The organism is Celeribacter baekdonensis (assembly GCF_003047105.1).
GTDB lineage: Bacteria > Pseudomonadota > Alphaproteobacteria > Rhodobacterales > Rhodobacteraceae > Celeribacter > Celeribacter baekdonensis_B.
On sequence record NZ_CP028475.1, the window covers coordinates 279,143 to 292,295 of the forward strand.

Genomic DNA, 13,153 nt, shown 5'->3' on the forward strand with positions numbered 1-13,153 from the left:
ACCTGTTGTTATATGCGGAATTTGCTATACTTCTTATACAGTGACGGACATTTTCGTTGGAGACTGCCATGCCCAAGCTCATCAAACTCTATATCACTCAGGTGCTGATTGGCTTTGCCATTTCGGCGACCTTTGTCGCAGCGCTGCTTTATTTCAATGTCGCCAATATGTGGCATTTGGTGACCCATTCCGACATCGGTTGGCTTGCAGTGCTGATTCTGTGGCTGGCCAATGGCGTGGTGTTTTCGGGGGTGCAATTCGCGATCACGATCATGCGGATGGCCGGGAAAGACGACGATGACCAAGGCGGCAAACGCGATGACATTCCGCTGCGTGTGTTGGAACCGATCCGGGTTGAAACGACCGACCGCCGGTAAATGCTGGCCTCGTACATCTTTACAAAGCTCAAACAAAACGCGCCCCGATTGAGGGCGCGTTTTGTGTTTGAAAGTGGCGGGGGACCACAGCATCCGTAGCAGTGCGTTGCTCCCGAAGCCTGAATATTCAGGTGGGCGCCAGATAACCAAACCACGGTCTGGACAGAGCCAGCCCCCTTTCGGTTGCTTAAGGCCACCGGAGTCTTGCACCCATATGTACGAAACGAGCAGATCCCGCCACCGCAGCAGATAGTGTGTCACAGGGCCGAAGACAAGGGGCCGCCCCGCGATAGGCTCAACAGGCGCGGCAGGCGGATCATATCGTGGTGCGGTGGCCGGGCTGTGGGGCTGGCCAAGGTCCAGCAGATGGAAAGTGCGCATTTGACCGCTGCCCAATCCAAAAGCCGCGCCCGATCCAGGCCGGTTTCATAGGCATAAACCTCCGCCATTCTCGCAAAGCGTGCAACGGACAGGGTTTCGTTCGCCGCGCCCTTTGGATTGCGAAAGGCATTGGCGGGTTCGTAGTGCGGATCGCCAAAGATCACTTTGGGATCAATCACCGTCCAATGGCCGGGGGTCCCAATCACATTGTCATGGTGCAAATCGCCATGCATCGGCTGAACCCGCTCCGGACTGCTCAGCAAGACCTCAATCAAGGCTTTGGCACGCATCATCTCAAGGTGCTCAGGGGGCGAGAGACGCGAATCGCCGGTGAAATTTCGGAGCGCTCGGGCGTGGTCGGCCAAGGCGGCACAGCCTCGGGTCTGGTTCGGCGCGGCACGCAGAAGAGCGGCAGTCAACCGCGCAAGCTCTGAGGTGGCCAAATCATCTTGCCCGTTGCGAGACAGATCGCCTAAAGGCGCGCCTTCCGCCCAGTCGAACAAAAGCGCGTCACCATGGGCGGCGCGCAACCGAGATATAAGGCCCGAGGACCCAAAGGCGCGGTCCCAATGCTCTGCTGCGCGTTCGCTACCGCCTTTGCCAGATTGAAACAGTTTGAGCGCAGCCGGGCGGCCTTGTGCGTCGCACACGCGCAAACATGGGCGTGACCGTCTGTCTTAAGTGGGGTGGGCGCACTCAAAGACCAGAGCGTGAGAAAGGGGGTCGGATCAAGCATGACGGAACAATAGAGCGTATGCGGCAACGGGAAAGAGTGAATTTTAGCTTGCGATTTGTTTACGTTTTGTTCACATTTGAGCCATGCAAACCGATGATCCCGCCCTCTCTTCTCACCAGCCGATTCACACCCAACCCGGCCAAGTTCTCGCGCGCGGGGTGTGCCGCCATTTGCGCACGCTTGATATCACCTGCCTTGAGGAGATGGTGCCCACGCGTGGGTTGCGCGTGGATGTGATGGGGCTGGGGCCAAAGGGCGCGGTCTGGGTGGTGGAGTGCAAATCAAGCCGCGCTGATTTTATCTCTGATAGCAAATGGCAGGGCTATCTGCCTTGGTGTGATCGCTATTTCTTTGCGGTGGACCCGGCATTCCCAGTGGAGATTTTGCCAGAAGAAACCGGGTTGATCATCGCCGACGGCTACGGGGCAGAAATCATCCGCATGCCTGATGAGGTCAAACTGCCCGCCGCGCGGCGCAAGGCTCTGCATCTGAGTTTCGCCCGTCAGGCCGCTTTGCGGTTGCAAAGCTACCGTGATCCGGGCGTGGCGGCGTTGTTTGGCGGCTGAGGCCTATTTCGCCATCTTGCGCGCTTGGGCGGCGGCGGCGCACAGCTCTTCGGCGATCTCTTCGGCCTCTTCGGGTTCAAAATCCATCGGGATTTCAACGCCCTTGGCCTCGATAAACAGGCGCACCATGCCAAGCGAGGTTGGCCCGATTTGCAGGTTTGCTTCGATATCTTGTTCCGAGTTGATACCCATGCGCTTGGCTCCTTTTCGACCCAAAAGGGAGTACGACTTTGGGCCTTGGATGACAAGAGGCCGCAAGACCGCGCCGCTGTGCGCGCTCTGTCTCGGACTTTTGCTCACACGCCACGTTGATTTGCGCAGATATTTTCGTAAACTGCCCTTGCATTCAAGGAAAGGGCCGGGTAAATCCCCGGCCAGTGCCGCCATAGCTCAGTAGGTTAGAGCGCCTGATTGTGGATCAGGAGGTCCCCCGTTCGAGCCGGGGTGGTGGTACCATTTCAACCCATCCGTTTGTGACGCATCGGTGCTGTCGGGCTGTTCAGGCGTTATTTCAGCATCACCGTCTGGCGCAACGCTCCAGTCTCGGCGTCGTAAATCATGATCGCATCATCGGTGACGATCGCCAGCCAGTCGTCTCCACGGGTAAAGGCGGTGGCGGTTGCGCCCTTGGGCAAAGTGATCGTTTCTGGCAGATCAAAAGAGATCGCAGGCGTGCTTGGCGCATTCATGTCAGGGAAACGGGTGACAAGCAGTCCAATCAGGACTAGAAACCCGCAAATCATCACGACCAAAAGCCCGGTGACCAGCCGACGCAACAGCGTCAATCCCGCCATGTCTTTTGGGTCCAACTCAATCGGATCACTCATGTCTGTCACCACCGTTGCTTTCGTCATTGCGGACAACCCGCCCAAACGTCTTGATAAGGCGATTGCCCGCGATGTGCCAGAAGAAGCCACGCTGTCGCGCTCGCGCTTGGCAAAATTGCTGGCCGAGGGGGCGATCACGGTCAATGGTGTGGTGGCGACGGATCAGACCGGCAAAATCGCGGCTGGGGATCGGGTTGAGATCACTGTTGAACAGGCCGCCGAGGTCGAAATTGTCGCCGAAGACATCCCTTTGGACGTGATCTATGAGGATGACGATCTGATTGTGATCAATAAACCCGTCGGCATGGTGGTACATCCCGCGCCCGGCTCGCCGTCGGGCACCTTGGTCAATGCGTTGATGTATCATTTCGGCGATAACCTGTCGGGTATTGGCGGCGAAAAGCGCCCCGGTATCGTGCACCGGATCGACAAGGACACATCGGGGCTTTTGGTTGTTGCCAAATCGGACAAGGCGCATCAAGGCCTGGCCAAACAGTTTGAAAAACACACGGTTGAGCGCAAATATTACGCGTTGGTCTATGGCATGCCGGACATCATGGACCCGCGCCTGCGTGGGGTCAAAGGCGTGAGTTTTGAAGGCTCGAATGTGATGCGCATCACCACCATGCTGGGCCGTCACAAAGCCGATCGGCAAAAACAAGCGGTGTCTTTTAGTGAGGGCCGTCACGCCATCACCCGCGCGCGGGTGGTTGAGACCTATGGCGCGCCTGTGCAGCTTTGCCTTGTCGAATGCTGGTTGGAAACCGGGCGCACCCATCAGATTCGCGTGCATATGGCCCATGCCGGCCATGGTTTGGTTGGCGATCAAACCTATGGCGGACGGCGCAAACTCAATCACAAAGCCCTCTCAGAGGTGGCGCGTGATGCCGTCGCGGCCTTCCCGCGTCAGGCGCTTCATGCCGCAGTGCTGGGTTTTGTGCATCCCGTGACGGGAGAGGATATGTTGTTTGAGGCGCCTCTGCCCGAGGATATGCAGGATCTTTTGGATCAGCTCTGAGGCGGCGTTTCAAAGCGCCGAGGCTGTGCGATCAACAACCAGAGGGCGAAGGCACTCTCAGACACCAAGGGAATGGCGTAGCTGGGTGCGAGGATTTCGGCAAAGTTTGAGCCCAAAAGCGCCAGCGTGCTGTTGACGCCATAGATCAGCGCCGAGGTCATGAGCAAAGGGGGCAAAACCCGTTTGGTCATAGGCGACAGGAGCCCGGAATGGCACAAAAGCTGCGCCATCAGCGCGGTGTTGAGCGCAAAGAACAGCAAGCCAAGATCATAGCCATCCGCCTGTGCCGCCATGAGCCAAGCGGCCTGATCCGGCGCATGGATCGCGCAGAGTTGCAGCATCAAAGACCCGGCAATCACCGCCCCCTGCATCAGCCGAAGCACCGTGGCAAACAGCGCCTTTTGCGGATCAACCGCGCGAAACACTGCGTAAAATGTCAGCGCGACATAGATATCCGCGCCGATCATGACACAGTCCAAAAGCGTACTGGCCCGCAAGGCCGAGACAGTCTGTGACATCTCGCCGGACGACAGAGCTGCGGCGCGAAACATCATTTCGGAACTCATCCCGGCGAGGATGATCACCACATAGGCCACCCCGGCACGGCGCAGTTGGGTGTGAAGCAGGGGGGAGGGCGTCAGCATTGGAGGTCTCCTTTGGGAACAACAGTGATGGACCTTCATACCTATGCGTTTATTGTCGATATATTGCCTAAATATGCCATTATGGTATTCATATTTGCATGGATACATCAGACGTCCCAATCATCGACTTTCGCGCCGCCCGCTTTGACTGGACCCATGCGCGTGCGTTCCTCGTCACGGCGGAAACCGGGTCATTCTCTGCCGCGGCGCGCGCGCTCAATATGAGCCAGCCGACCTTGGGCCGACAGGTGGCGGCGTTTGAGGCCGAGCTTGGCGTGACACTGTTTGATCGCATCCCGCGCGGACTGAGCCTGACCCCGGCGGGGCTGGACCTGTTGCCTCATATCCGCGCCATGGGCGTGGCGGCGACACAGGCGGCGCGGGTTGCCTCAGGCCAGGCCACAACGCTTGAGGGCAGTGTGACCTTGTCCGTGTCGGAAATCGTCGCGGCCTATTACCTCGCGCCTGTGCTCAATGCGTTGCGCAGCTCCGCGCCCCGATTGCAAATCGAAGTGCTGGTCTCCAACGAGGCCGCCGACCTGCGTCGTCGCGAGGCGGATGTGGCGATCCGCTCCTTTCGCCCGACCCAACCCGACCTGATCGCGCGCAAACTGCGCTCCGAGGCGGTGTATCTCTATGCCGCCAAAGACTATGCCGCCACGTTGGGGCCGGACCCCGCCCATGCGGATCTCTCACAGGCGGAGTTTATCGGCTATGACAGCGGCCCGCGCCTGCGCGCGGCTCTCTCAGAGATCGGGCTTGAAGTGGCGGAGCGCCAGTTTATGCGCCTGTCAAATTCGCATCTTGTGGTGGCGGATATGGTGCGTTCGGGGTTTGGGGTTGGGATTTTGCCGGAACGGGTGGCCGTTCAGATCGGCGGCCTGGTGCGGGTCGGAACCTATCCCCCAATTCTGTATGATCTCTGGGCGGTGGCGCATAGGGAGCTGCGCACTTCTGCACGTATTCGTGCATTGTTTGACTCCTTGGTGCAATATATAACAGTGTAACAGACGGCACATTGCCGTGAGAGGGGTGAAATACCGTGGTGCCACGACGGTATCTGCGTCACCTTTCGTTTAGATCTTGGGGATAGGAAGCCAATAGCACAGGTCTTGAACCGGGCTTTGAACCTAGGCCTTGAACCGATGAGGACCCGGTCCTAAATCAGGATACGGTGTTTGATGTTAAGTGTTGTAACATGACGCGCCCCATGTTAAAGGTTGTTACATAAGGCGCAGATGACGCGGGAGAATGTGAACGATGAGCAGCTATACCAATTTGCCAGCCCCAAGCCCGGAACAGGGCCTGAACCGCTATTTGCAGGAAATTCGCAAATTTCCGATGCTGGAGCCTGAGCAGGAATATATGTTGGCCAAACGCTGGGTCGATCATGAAGACAGCTCGGCGGCGCATAAACTTGTGACGTCGCACCTGCGCTTGGCGGCCAAAATCGCCATGGGCTATCGTGGCTACGGCTTGCCGCAGGCCGAAGTGATCTCCGAGGCCAATGTCGGTTTGATGCAAGCGGTCAAGCGCTTTGATCCCGAAAAGGGCTTTCGCCTTGCGACCTATGCGATGTGGTGGATTCGCGCCAGCATCCAAGAATACATCCTGCGTTCGTGGTCCTTGGTCAAACTCGGAACCACCTCGGGCCAAAAGAAACTGTTCTTTAACCTGCGCAAAGCCAAAGCCCGTATCGGTGCGCTCGAAGAGGGCGATTTGCGCCCCGAAAACGTCACCCGGATCGCCACCGATTTGGGCGTGACCGAGGCCGAAGTGGTGTCGATGAACCGCCGGATGTCTGGCGGCGACGCCTCGCTCAATGCCACGGTCGGCAGCGATGACGAAGGCTCGGCGCAATGGCAGGACTGGCTTGAAGACGAAAACGCCAACACCGCCGCCGATTATGAGGCACGGGACGAATTGGAAAGCCGCCGCGCCCTTTTGGTTCAGGCGATGGATGTGCTCAATGAGCGTGAAAAAGACATCCTGATGCAACGCCGCCTTGAGGATCAGCCGGTGACGCTTGAGGAATTGTCGGGCCGCTATGACGTGTCGCGCGAACGTATTCGTCAGATCGAAGTGCGCGCTTTTGAAAAGCTGCAAAACCGCATGCGTGAGTTGGCCACAAAAGCGGGTATGGAAACCGGGGTCAGCGAAGACGCCTGATCGTCACGCTCGCGCATACGCAAAAGAGAGGAAAGGGGTGGCCAAGGCTGCCCCTTTTTCTTTGCGACGGTTTGCGTCATGATGGCGCTAACAAGGGCTTGAGAGGGAGAAAGACATGAGCAATCCAATCCGGTTTGGCGTTTTGGGTGGGGCGAAGTTTGCCCTCGACCATATGGCGCGGGCGATTCACGAGGCGGAGGGCGCGGAATTCACCGCGCTCGCAACCTCGTCCCTGGACAAAGCCGCCCCGTTTCAGGCGTTTTGTCCGCGGCTTAAGGTCTTCACCGATTATGACGCCATGCTCGCCTCGGACGAGATCGACGCGGTCTATATCCCTCTGCCCAACCACCTGCATGTGGCGTGGAGCCTCAAGGCGCTCGCAGCGGGCAAACATGTGCTCTGTGAAAAGCCGATTGCGATGAAAGCTGCCGAGATTGACGCGTTGATCGCCAAACGTGATGAAACCGGGTTGCTGGCGGCGGAGGCTTTTATGATCGTGCATCACCCGCAATGGGCGCGGGTGAAAGAGATGTTGGCGGGGGGCGAAATCGGCGATTTGATCCGCGTTGATGTGGCGTTTTCCTTTGACAACCCGGACCTCGACAACATCCGCAACAAACCCGGCACAGGCGGCGGCGCGATGGGCGACATTGGCGTCTACGCGATCGGATCGGTCCGCTATGCCACGGGACAGGACCCCGAGGCGATCACCTCCACCACCATCACCTATGAGAACGGTGTCGATGTGAGCTCGGCCTTCACCGCGCGCTTTGCGGGTTTTGACTATAGCGCCTATGTCTCGATGCGGATGTCGCCGTTCCAAGAGGTGCGGTTTCATGGTCGCACAGGCGTGATCACCGTCAAAACGCCTTTTAATGCCGGGACCTATGGCAGTGCGGAGCTACAGATCCGCGCCACCAATGGCGTCACCCGGATCGAGACCTTCCCGACCGTGCGGCAGTATGTTGTTCAGGTTGAGAACTTTGTGCGTTCTGCGCGCGATGGGGCAGACTACCCGTGGAGTTTGGAAAATGCACGCGGCACACAGGCGATGATTGATGCGGTATTTGACGCGGATCAAGGCTAAGCGAGGCGACTCGGGCTATCCTTAAGATGTTGGAAAGGCAAGGAAAGGAGGGTGACATGAGACTGTCCCGAGGTTCTGGCCAAGACAACACAGACAATCCGCCTGAAAAGGGAGGCGGCCCAAGGGGTCTGGAGGGACGCCGGGCTGCGATCTTCAGGGGATGACCCGCGTGGGATGCCGCCGGTTTAGGCCGCAGTGTCCCGGATGAAAGCGAGATTGAGGGCCGTATGTCCCCCTCGCTGAAAGGACAGACATCCGCGTGGGCCGCCTTTGTGTGAACAGGAGGATGTCGGAGTGTATATGCGACGGGTGCCCAGTCGGGCGCCCGTATTTGTTTGTTTGGTGTTTTCAAAATGGCGCGGGCTTAATGATGCGGGCTTATTGCGGCAAAACCTGCCCCAGCACGCGCATCATATTGCCGCCCATAACCGCCGCGATGTCTGCATCACTCAAGCCCTCGTCCATCAGCGCCTGCGTCACCGCTGCCAATTCGGAGACGTCAAATTGGGTCTCCACCGCACCATCAAAATCCGATCCCAACGCGATGTGATCAACCCCACCGCACCAATCCCGGCCTTGATCGCGCGCGCAATGCCTTGGGGCGTGGCGTCACAGGTCACATCCTCCCAATAGCCAATGCCAATCACCCCGCCGGTGGTCGCAATCGCGCGCATCAGATCATCCTCGAAATTGCGTTTGACCGCGCAATGGGAGTGGATGCCGGAATGCGACACAATCACGGGGATATTTCGATCCGCGACCATTGCCAAAACATCCTGCGCCATCTGCGGCGAGGCATGGGCGAGATCAAGGATCATATGCTTGTCCATCATTTGCGACACCACCTCGCGGCCAAACGGGGTCAGCCCGGCGTTGCCCTCGCCATGCAGCGAGCCCCCCAGCGCGTTGTCAAAGAAATGCGTCAGACCCATCAGGCGAAACCCGGCGTCATAGATCCGATCCAGATTTTCAATCTCGCCCTCAAGCACATGCCCGCCCTCGGAGCCAAGCAGGGTGCCGACCACCTTTGATCCACCGGCATGGGCCTCCAAAACAGCGTCCAAATCCCCTTTGGTCAGGATCATATGAACCTGATCGGGGGCTTTTTCGGCGTAGCTGTTCAGTCGATCGGCCATATAAAGCCCGCGCTCGGTCAGATTAAACCAGCTTTTGATCGGCCACATTTCGGCCATCGCCAACAAGGTGATGTTGTCGCGCGCATCCGTTGAATTGTGGTCATAATTCTGTCCCGCGGGGCTTTTGGTCACCGTGGTGAGCACCTGCACCGCGACATTGCCCTCACGCAGGCGCGGCACATCAACCTGACCGCGATCGCCACGCTTCAATAGATTGCGGTTCCACATCAGACTGTCGGCGTGCAAATCGCCGATGATCAGCCTGTCATGCAGCGCCTGCGCCTCGGGCGAAATCGGATAGGGGGCATGGGCCACCACCGGGTTTTGACCCTTTTCAACGATGCCGGGCAAGATCCCGAAAAACACAATCGCGGCCACGACCAGCAAAAGCCCAATCCCGCGTCCAATCCATTTGATCATTTGAAATCCTCCCATTTGCGCGAGCCTAGGACTGGGCAGGGGCCAAGACCAAGTGAAACCTCGCGTCAGTTTGCGCACCGCTTTTGTGCCTGTTTGTTCGGTCGAGGTGCGAAGCGATTTTTGTCTTCGGTTAAACCCTGTAAACTGTGCAGCGAAACATAAAGGAATCACCCATGGCCGACCCGCATGAATTTGATCACGTCATGCCCAACATGTCCTCGTCAAAGCCCAAGCGGCTCGAAGAGGTCCAAGAAAACATCGGCGCGCGCATTCTGTTTTCGGTGCTGATCTGGATGATGATGAGCTTTGCCTCGACCATCATCGGGTTTTTGGCGGTGCTTCAGGCGATTGTGCTTTTGACCACGGGCAAAAAACCAAACGCGCGCATCGCCGGATTTGGCACCGATGTCGGCATTTGGTTTGCCAAGGCGACGCGCTACATCACGGCGGATTCTGAGGAAAAACCTTGGCCTTGGTCCGAGTTGGATTGACGAAAACATCCTGACATCACACATAAAAGCCCCCGCGCCATCTGGCCGGGGGCTTTATCGTGGAGCGGCGGCGGTTACTCCATCGCTTCCAATTCATCAATGAACCCTGAGATCATCGACAGACCCTTGTCCCAGAATTTTGGGTCAGAGGCGTCAAGCCCGAAGGGTTTCAACAATTCGGAATGGTGCTTCGATCCGCCCGCTTTGAGCATGTCGAAATACTTGTCCTGAAAGCCCTCTGGGGCCTCTTGATAGGCGGCGTAGAGCGCGTTGACCAAACCGTCGCCGAAGGCATAGGCGTAGACGTAGAACGGCGAGTGGACGAAATGCGGCACATAGGCCCAGAAGGTGTCGTACCCGTCCATGAAATCAAACGCCGGGCCCAAGGATTCGCCCTGAACCGACATCCAGAGGTGGCCGATGGCCTCCGGGGTCAATTCACCGCCTTTGCGGGCCTCATGCAGCTTGCATTCGAAATCGTAAAAGGCGATTTGGCGCACGACCGTGTTGATCATATCCTCGACTTTTCCGGCCAAAAGCACTTTGCGCTGTGCCGGGTTGGTGGTGTCGGCCAAGAGTTTTTGGAAGGTCAACATTTCGCCAAAGACCGAGGCGGTTTCCGCCAGAGTCAGCGGGGTATCGGCCAAAAGCTCGCCTTGTTCGGCGGCCAGAACTTGGTGCACGCCGTGACCCAATTCATGCGCCAATGTCATGACATCGCGTTGTTTTCCAAGGTAATTCAGCATCACATAGGGATGCGCATCGGTGACGGTCGGATGGGCAAACGCCCCCGGTGCCTTGCCCGGTTTTACGCCCGCATCAATCCAGCCGCGCTCGAAAAACGGTTGGGCGATTTCGGCCATTTTGGGATCAAACCCGGCATAGGCGTCCATCACCATGGCGCGTGCGCTGTCCCAATCGACGACACGGGTTTCTTCCATTGGCAGCGGCGCGTTGCGGTCCCAGACCTGCAATTTGTCATAGCCCAACCAACCGCGCTTCAACTCGTAATAGCGGTGCGACAGTTTCGGATAGGCGGCGACCACCGCGTCCCGCAGCGCTTGCACGACTTCAGGTTCAACATCATTGGACAGGTGCCGTCCGGTTTGCGGGGTTGGCATTCCGCGCCAGCGGTCCTCGACCTCACCCATTTTAGACAGGGTATTGTGAACGCGAGAGAAAATCTTGATGTTTTGACCCAAAACGCGGGCCATTTCGCGGGCGGCCGCCTCGCGTGTGTCGCGGTTTTGATCCATCATCAGGGTCGATGTGGCCTCAAGCCCAAGCTCTTTGCCGTCGACCGTAAATTTCAGATCGGCGATGGTTTCGTCAAACAGTTTGTTCCACGCAGAGGCTCCGACAATCGACATATCGTGCTCATAGCGCTCCAACTCATCAGAAAGCTGGTGCGGGCGCATTTTGCGCATCCGTTCAAAGATCGGGCGATAGCGCGACAGGCCCTCATGCGCCAACATCGCCTCAATCGTCTCGTCGGGGATGCGGTTCACTTCGAGCGAGAAAAACACCATCGGGGCAGTGTAGGTCGTCAACTTGTCCTGGATGTCGGAAAAGAACGTCGCACGGGTGCTGTCGACGGTGTTTTGGTAATACAAAAGCCCGGCGAACGATCCCAAACGTCCCGCGACCTGCGAAATCCGCTCATTGCGCAGGATGCAATCATACATGCCCGCGCCGTCAAGATCGGCCAATTTGCCCTCGTAGTCGCGCGCAAAGGACAGGCAGGCCTCTTCAATCCAATCGAGATCGCGTTTGACCTCGGGGGCATCGGGGGCAGGGTAGAGATCGGTCAGGTCCCATTCCGGCAGGTCGCCAAACGCCGCGTCACCTCCGGTGGCATTGGCGTCGAAAACCATATTTTGGGCGAATTGGGGCTGCGTGAACCGCATTGCATCTCTCCGTTTTATATCTTTGAGACAGAGATAGGCATTCCTGCGCCCTGATGCAAAGGATCAGGCGCTTTGAGCGGCAAAAACTGCGGCCAGACGGTCATAAAACAGCGCCCGCGCGGCTGGGTTTTCCATCGGGATCTCGTGGCGACCATGCGACACTGGCACCAACGCGCAAGACGGCCAGCGCGCAGCCAGGTCTTTGACCGCTGTGGTGTTGACGATTTTCTCATCCGTGCCCAAGAAACACAGCACCGGCACATCCGGCAAATGTTGCGCGCTTGCCCAATCGTTTTCGGCAATCGCTTCGGTCACCCAATGGGTCGAGGGGCCACCAAGGCCCAGATCGGGCTGGGCGATGATTTGATCGGTCATATAACGGTACATCTCAGCGTCGGAGGTCAAAAGATTGTCCTCAAACGGATGCCAGAGCATGTAGGTTTCGGCCTTTGTGCCCGGTGCCCGGCGGTTTTGCAGGCCAAGCGCGTGCATCACCGGCGAGAGAAAGCGCACCATGGCCTTTTGGATCGGTGTCAGGCCGATCCCCCACATCGGTGCGGAAAATCCTGCGGCCAAAAAGGGCTTTCCCTGCATCAAGGCGCGCAAACCAATGGCGCCGCCCATCGAATGTCCGACGATGAACCACGGTTTCGGCATGTTCTGCGCCTCAGCCAAGGCCATCACCGCATCAAGGTCTTTTTGATAATCCGGGAAAGTGCCAACATGGCCAATGCTACGATCCGCCAAAAGCCGATCAGCAATGCCCTGACCGCGCCAATCAATCGCCAGGGACGCAAAGCCGCGGGCGGCCAAATCCGCCGCACCGCGCCCATATTTTTCAATGCATTCGGTCCGGCCCGGCAGGATGAACACGGTGCCTTTGCACGCACCCTCCCCCTGATAGGGCCAAAGCCCGGCGCGGATGCGCACCCCATCCGATGTGGTCAGCCAATAGGCCGACCCACCCTCAGGCCCTTCGGCCATATCTGCGAAATAGGGGGCGTGTTCCGTCATGGCATTTACGACAGCGCGGAGCCGAGTTGCATTGCCAGACCCATATCGCCATCGACGGACAATTTGCCCTGCATGAACGCAGCGGTCGGGTTGACGTCGCCCTCGATCATACCTTGAAAGGTTTCGAGATTGGCGGTCAGGGTCACGTCGGCCGCATCATCGGACGCGCGCGCGCCCTCGGCGTCAACGACAATCGCGCCTTCGCCTTCGATGACGAATTTCGCCACGCCGGCGTCGAAACCGCCGCCCATTTTTTCGTTCAGAGCATCTACCGCTTTGGTGATGACGTCGCTCATTTGGTCTTCCTCCGAAATATTATGGCGCGTTTTGTTGTGAACGCGGATTTGTGACTTTGACCACGCGCGCCAGAAAGCTACAAT

General features: G+C 58.0%; 16 protein-coding genes and 1 tRNA gene. 8 read left to right on the plus strand and 9 right to left on the minus strand.

Annotated features, from left to right (window positions below; all coding sequences use genetic code 11):
- Window positions 1-68: 68 nt before the first annotated feature.
- Window positions 69-377, plus strand: a complete 309-nt coding sequence (locus tag DA792_RS04745; RefSeq protein ID WP_107718554.1) for a hypothetical protein — start codon at window positions 69-71, stop codon at window positions 375-377.
- A gap of 257 nt (window positions 378-634) precedes the next feature.
- Here DA792_RS04745 and DA792_RS04750 read toward each other — a convergent pair whose 3' ends face one another.
- Window positions 635-1,414: an aminoglycoside phosphotransferase family protein gene (locus DA792_RS04750; protein WP_107718556.1), complete on the minus strand. Its 780-nt coding sequence runs from the start codon at window positions 1,412-1,414 to the stop codon at window positions 635-637.
- A gap of 163 nt (window positions 1,415-1,577) precedes the next feature.
- Here DA792_RS04750 and DA792_RS04755 point away from each other — a divergent pair, with 163 nt between their 5' ends.
- A complete protein-coding gene (locus DA792_RS04755; protein WP_107718558.1) occupies window positions 1,578-2,060 on the plus strand; it encodes an MmcB family DNA repair protein in 483 nt (160 codons plus the stop codon).
- Window positions 2,061-2,063: 3 nt separating this feature from the next.
- Here the strand turns inward: DA792_RS04755 and DA792_RS04760 are convergent, their stop codons facing one another.
- The gene (locus DA792_RS04760; RefSeq protein WP_107718560.1) at window positions 2,064-2,252 is read right to left on the minus strand and encodes a DUF6324 family protein; all 189 of its coding nucleotides are present in this window, start codon (window positions 2,250-2,252) and stop codon (window positions 2,064-2,066) included.
- 187 nt (window positions 2,253-2,439) lie between these two features.
- Between DA792_RS04760 and DA792_RS04765 the strand changes: the two genes are divergently transcribed.
- Window positions 2,440-2,516: transfer RNA gene (locus DA792_RS04765), tRNA-His, on the plus strand.
- Between the two features lie 50 nt (window positions 2,517-2,566).
- On the opposite strand, the gene DA792_RS04770 is transcribed toward DA792_RS04765, so the two are convergent.
- Complete coding sequence (locus DA792_RS04770) at window positions 2,567-2,887, minus strand: DUF6476 family protein (protein WP_107718562.1); 321 nt, start codon at window positions 2,885-2,887, stop codon at window positions 2,567-2,569.
- On the opposite strand from DA792_RS04770, the gene DA792_RS04775 reads away from it, so the two are divergent.
- Entirely contained in the window at window positions 2,886-3,905 is a 1,020-nt protein-coding gene (locus tag DA792_RS04775; RefSeq protein WP_107718564.1) for an RluA family pseudouridine synthase, read from the plus strand. The two genes, DA792_RS04770 and DA792_RS04775, sit on opposite strands and share 2 nt — an antisense overlap.
- On the opposite strand, the gene DA792_RS04780 is transcribed toward DA792_RS04775, so the two are convergent.
- The gene (locus tag DA792_RS04780; protein ID WP_159075168.1) at window positions 3,896-4,549 is read right to left on the minus strand and encodes a DUF4386 domain-containing protein; all 654 of its coding nucleotides are present in this window, start codon (window positions 4,547-4,549) and stop codon (window positions 3,896-3,898) included. The two genes, DA792_RS04775 and DA792_RS04780, sit on opposite strands and share 10 nt — an antisense overlap.
- Before the next feature lie 98 nt (window positions 4,550-4,647).
- On the opposite strand from DA792_RS04780, the gene DA792_RS04785 reads away from it, so the two are divergent.
- From DA792_RS04785 to DA792_RS04795, 3 genes are all read left to right on the plus strand, one after another.
- Complete coding sequence (locus tag DA792_RS04785) at window positions 4,648-5,556, plus strand: LysR family transcriptional regulator (protein ID WP_254679356.1); 909 nt, start codon at window positions 4,648-4,650, stop codon at window positions 5,554-5,556.
- Window positions 5,557-5,809: 253 nt separating this feature from the next.
- Window positions 5,810-6,718 carry an RNA polymerase sigma factor RpoH gene (rpoH, locus tag DA792_RS04790; RefSeq protein ID WP_107718569.1) on the plus strand — a complete coding sequence of 303 codons (909 nt, stop codon included), beginning with the start codon at window positions 5,810-5,812 and terminating at the stop codon, window positions 6,716-6,718.
- Between the two features lie 115 nt (window positions 6,719-6,833).
- Window positions 6,834-7,805 carry a Gfo/Idh/MocA family protein gene (locus DA792_RS04795; protein WP_107718571.1) on the plus strand — a complete coding sequence of 324 codons (972 nt, stop codon included), beginning with the start codon at window positions 6,834-6,836 and terminating at the stop codon, window positions 7,803-7,805.
- A gap of 378 nt (window positions 7,806-8,183) precedes the next feature.
- Here the strand turns inward: DA792_RS04795 and DA792_RS23220 are convergent, their stop codons facing one another.
- Together DA792_RS23220 and DA792_RS04800 are read right to left on the minus strand one after the other, a co-directional pair.
- The gene (locus DA792_RS23220; protein ID WP_368074496.1) at window positions 8,184-8,321 is read right to left on the minus strand and encodes a hypothetical protein; all 138 of its coding nucleotides are present in this window, start codon (window positions 8,319-8,321) and stop codon (window positions 8,184-8,186) included.
- Window positions 8,282-9,361: a dipeptidase gene (locus DA792_RS04800; RefSeq protein ID WP_368074497.1), complete on the minus strand. Its 1,080-nt coding sequence runs from the start codon at window positions 9,359-9,361 to the stop codon at window positions 8,282-8,284. The genes DA792_RS23220 and DA792_RS04800 overlap by 40 nt, the downstream gene beginning before the upstream one ends.
- Window positions 9,362-9,534: 173 nt before the next feature.
- Between DA792_RS04800 and DA792_RS04805 the strand changes: the two genes are divergently transcribed.
- Window positions 9,535-9,852, plus strand: a complete 318-nt coding sequence (locus DA792_RS04805; RefSeq protein ID WP_107718573.1) for a DUF4389 domain-containing protein — start codon at window positions 9,535-9,537, stop codon at window positions 9,850-9,852.
- A 74-nt stretch (window positions 9,853-9,926) separates the two neighbouring features.
- Here DA792_RS04805 and DA792_RS04810 read toward each other — a convergent pair whose 3' ends face one another.
- From DA792_RS04810 to DA792_RS04820, 3 genes are all read right to left on the minus strand, one after another.
- Window positions 9,927-11,759 carry a M3 family oligoendopeptidase gene (locus DA792_RS04810; protein ID WP_107718575.1) on the minus strand — a complete coding sequence of 611 codons (1,833 nt, stop codon included), beginning with the start codon at window positions 11,757-11,759 and terminating at the stop codon, window positions 9,927-9,929.
- Window positions 11,760-11,822: 63 nt separating this feature from the next.
- Window positions 11,823-12,773 carry an alpha/beta fold hydrolase gene (locus DA792_RS04815; RefSeq protein WP_107718577.1) on the minus strand — a complete coding sequence of 317 codons (951 nt, stop codon included), beginning with the start codon at window positions 12,771-12,773 and terminating at the stop codon, window positions 11,823-11,825.
- 5 nt (window positions 12,774-12,778) lie between these two features.
- Window positions 12,779-13,069, minus strand: a complete 291-nt coding sequence (locus DA792_RS04820; protein ID WP_107718580.1) for an SCP2 sterol-binding domain-containing protein — start codon at window positions 13,067-13,069, stop codon at window positions 12,779-12,781.
- Window positions 13,070-13,153 lie beyond the last annotated feature (84 nt).

Coding starts and splice junctions, on each gene's coding strand:
- DA792_RS04745 (WP_107718554.1), top strand. CDS start 69: ATGCCCAAGCTCATCAAACTCTATATCACTCAGGTGCTGATTGGCTTT.
- DA792_RS04755 (WP_107718558.1), top strand. CDS start 1,578: ATGCAAACCGATGATCCCGCCCTCTCTTCTCACCAGCCGATTCACACC.
- DA792_RS04760 (WP_107718560.1), bottom strand. CDS start 2,252: ATGGGTATCAACTCGGAACAAGATATCGAAGCAAACCTGCAAATCGGG.
- DA792_RS04775 (WP_107718564.1), top strand. CDS start 2,886: ATGTCTGTCACCACCGTTGCTTTCGTCATTGCGGACAACCCGCCCAAA.
- DA792_RS04770 (WP_107718562.1), bottom strand. CDS start 2,887: ATGAGTGATCCGATTGAGTTGGACCCAAAAGACATGGCGGGATTGACG.
- DA792_RS04780 (WP_159075168.1), bottom strand. CDS start 4,549: ATGCTGACGCCCTCCCCCCTGCTTCACACCCAACTGCGCCGTGCCGGG.
- DA792_RS04785 (WP_254679356.1), top strand. CDS start 4,648: ATGGATACATCAGACGTCCCAATCATCGACTTTCGCGCCGCCCGCTTT.
- rpoH (WP_107718569.1), top strand. CDS start 5,810: ATGAGCAGCTATACCAATTTGCCAGCCCCAAGCCCGGAACAGGGCCTG.
- DA792_RS04795 (WP_107718571.1), top strand. CDS start 6,834: ATGAGCAATCCAATCCGGTTTGGCGTTTTGGGTGGGGCGAAGTTTGCC.
- DA792_RS04800 (WP_368074497.1), bottom strand. CDS start 9,361: ATGATCAAATGGATTGGACGCGGGATTGGGCTTTTGCTGGTCGTGGCC.
- DA792_RS04805 (WP_107718573.1), top strand. CDS start 9,535: ATGGCCGACCCGCATGAATTTGATCACGTCATGCCCAACATGTCCTCG.
- DA792_RS04810 (WP_107718575.1), bottom strand. CDS start 11,759: ATGCGGTTCACGCAGCCCCAATTCGCCCAAAATATGGTTTTCGACGCC.
- DA792_RS04815 (WP_107718577.1), bottom strand. CDS start 12,773: ATGACGGAACACGCCCCCTATTTCGCAGATATGGCCGAAGGGCCTGAG.
- DA792_RS04820 (WP_107718580.1), bottom strand. CDS start 13,069: ATGAGCGACGTCATCACCAAAGCGGTAGATGCTCTGAACGAAAAAATG.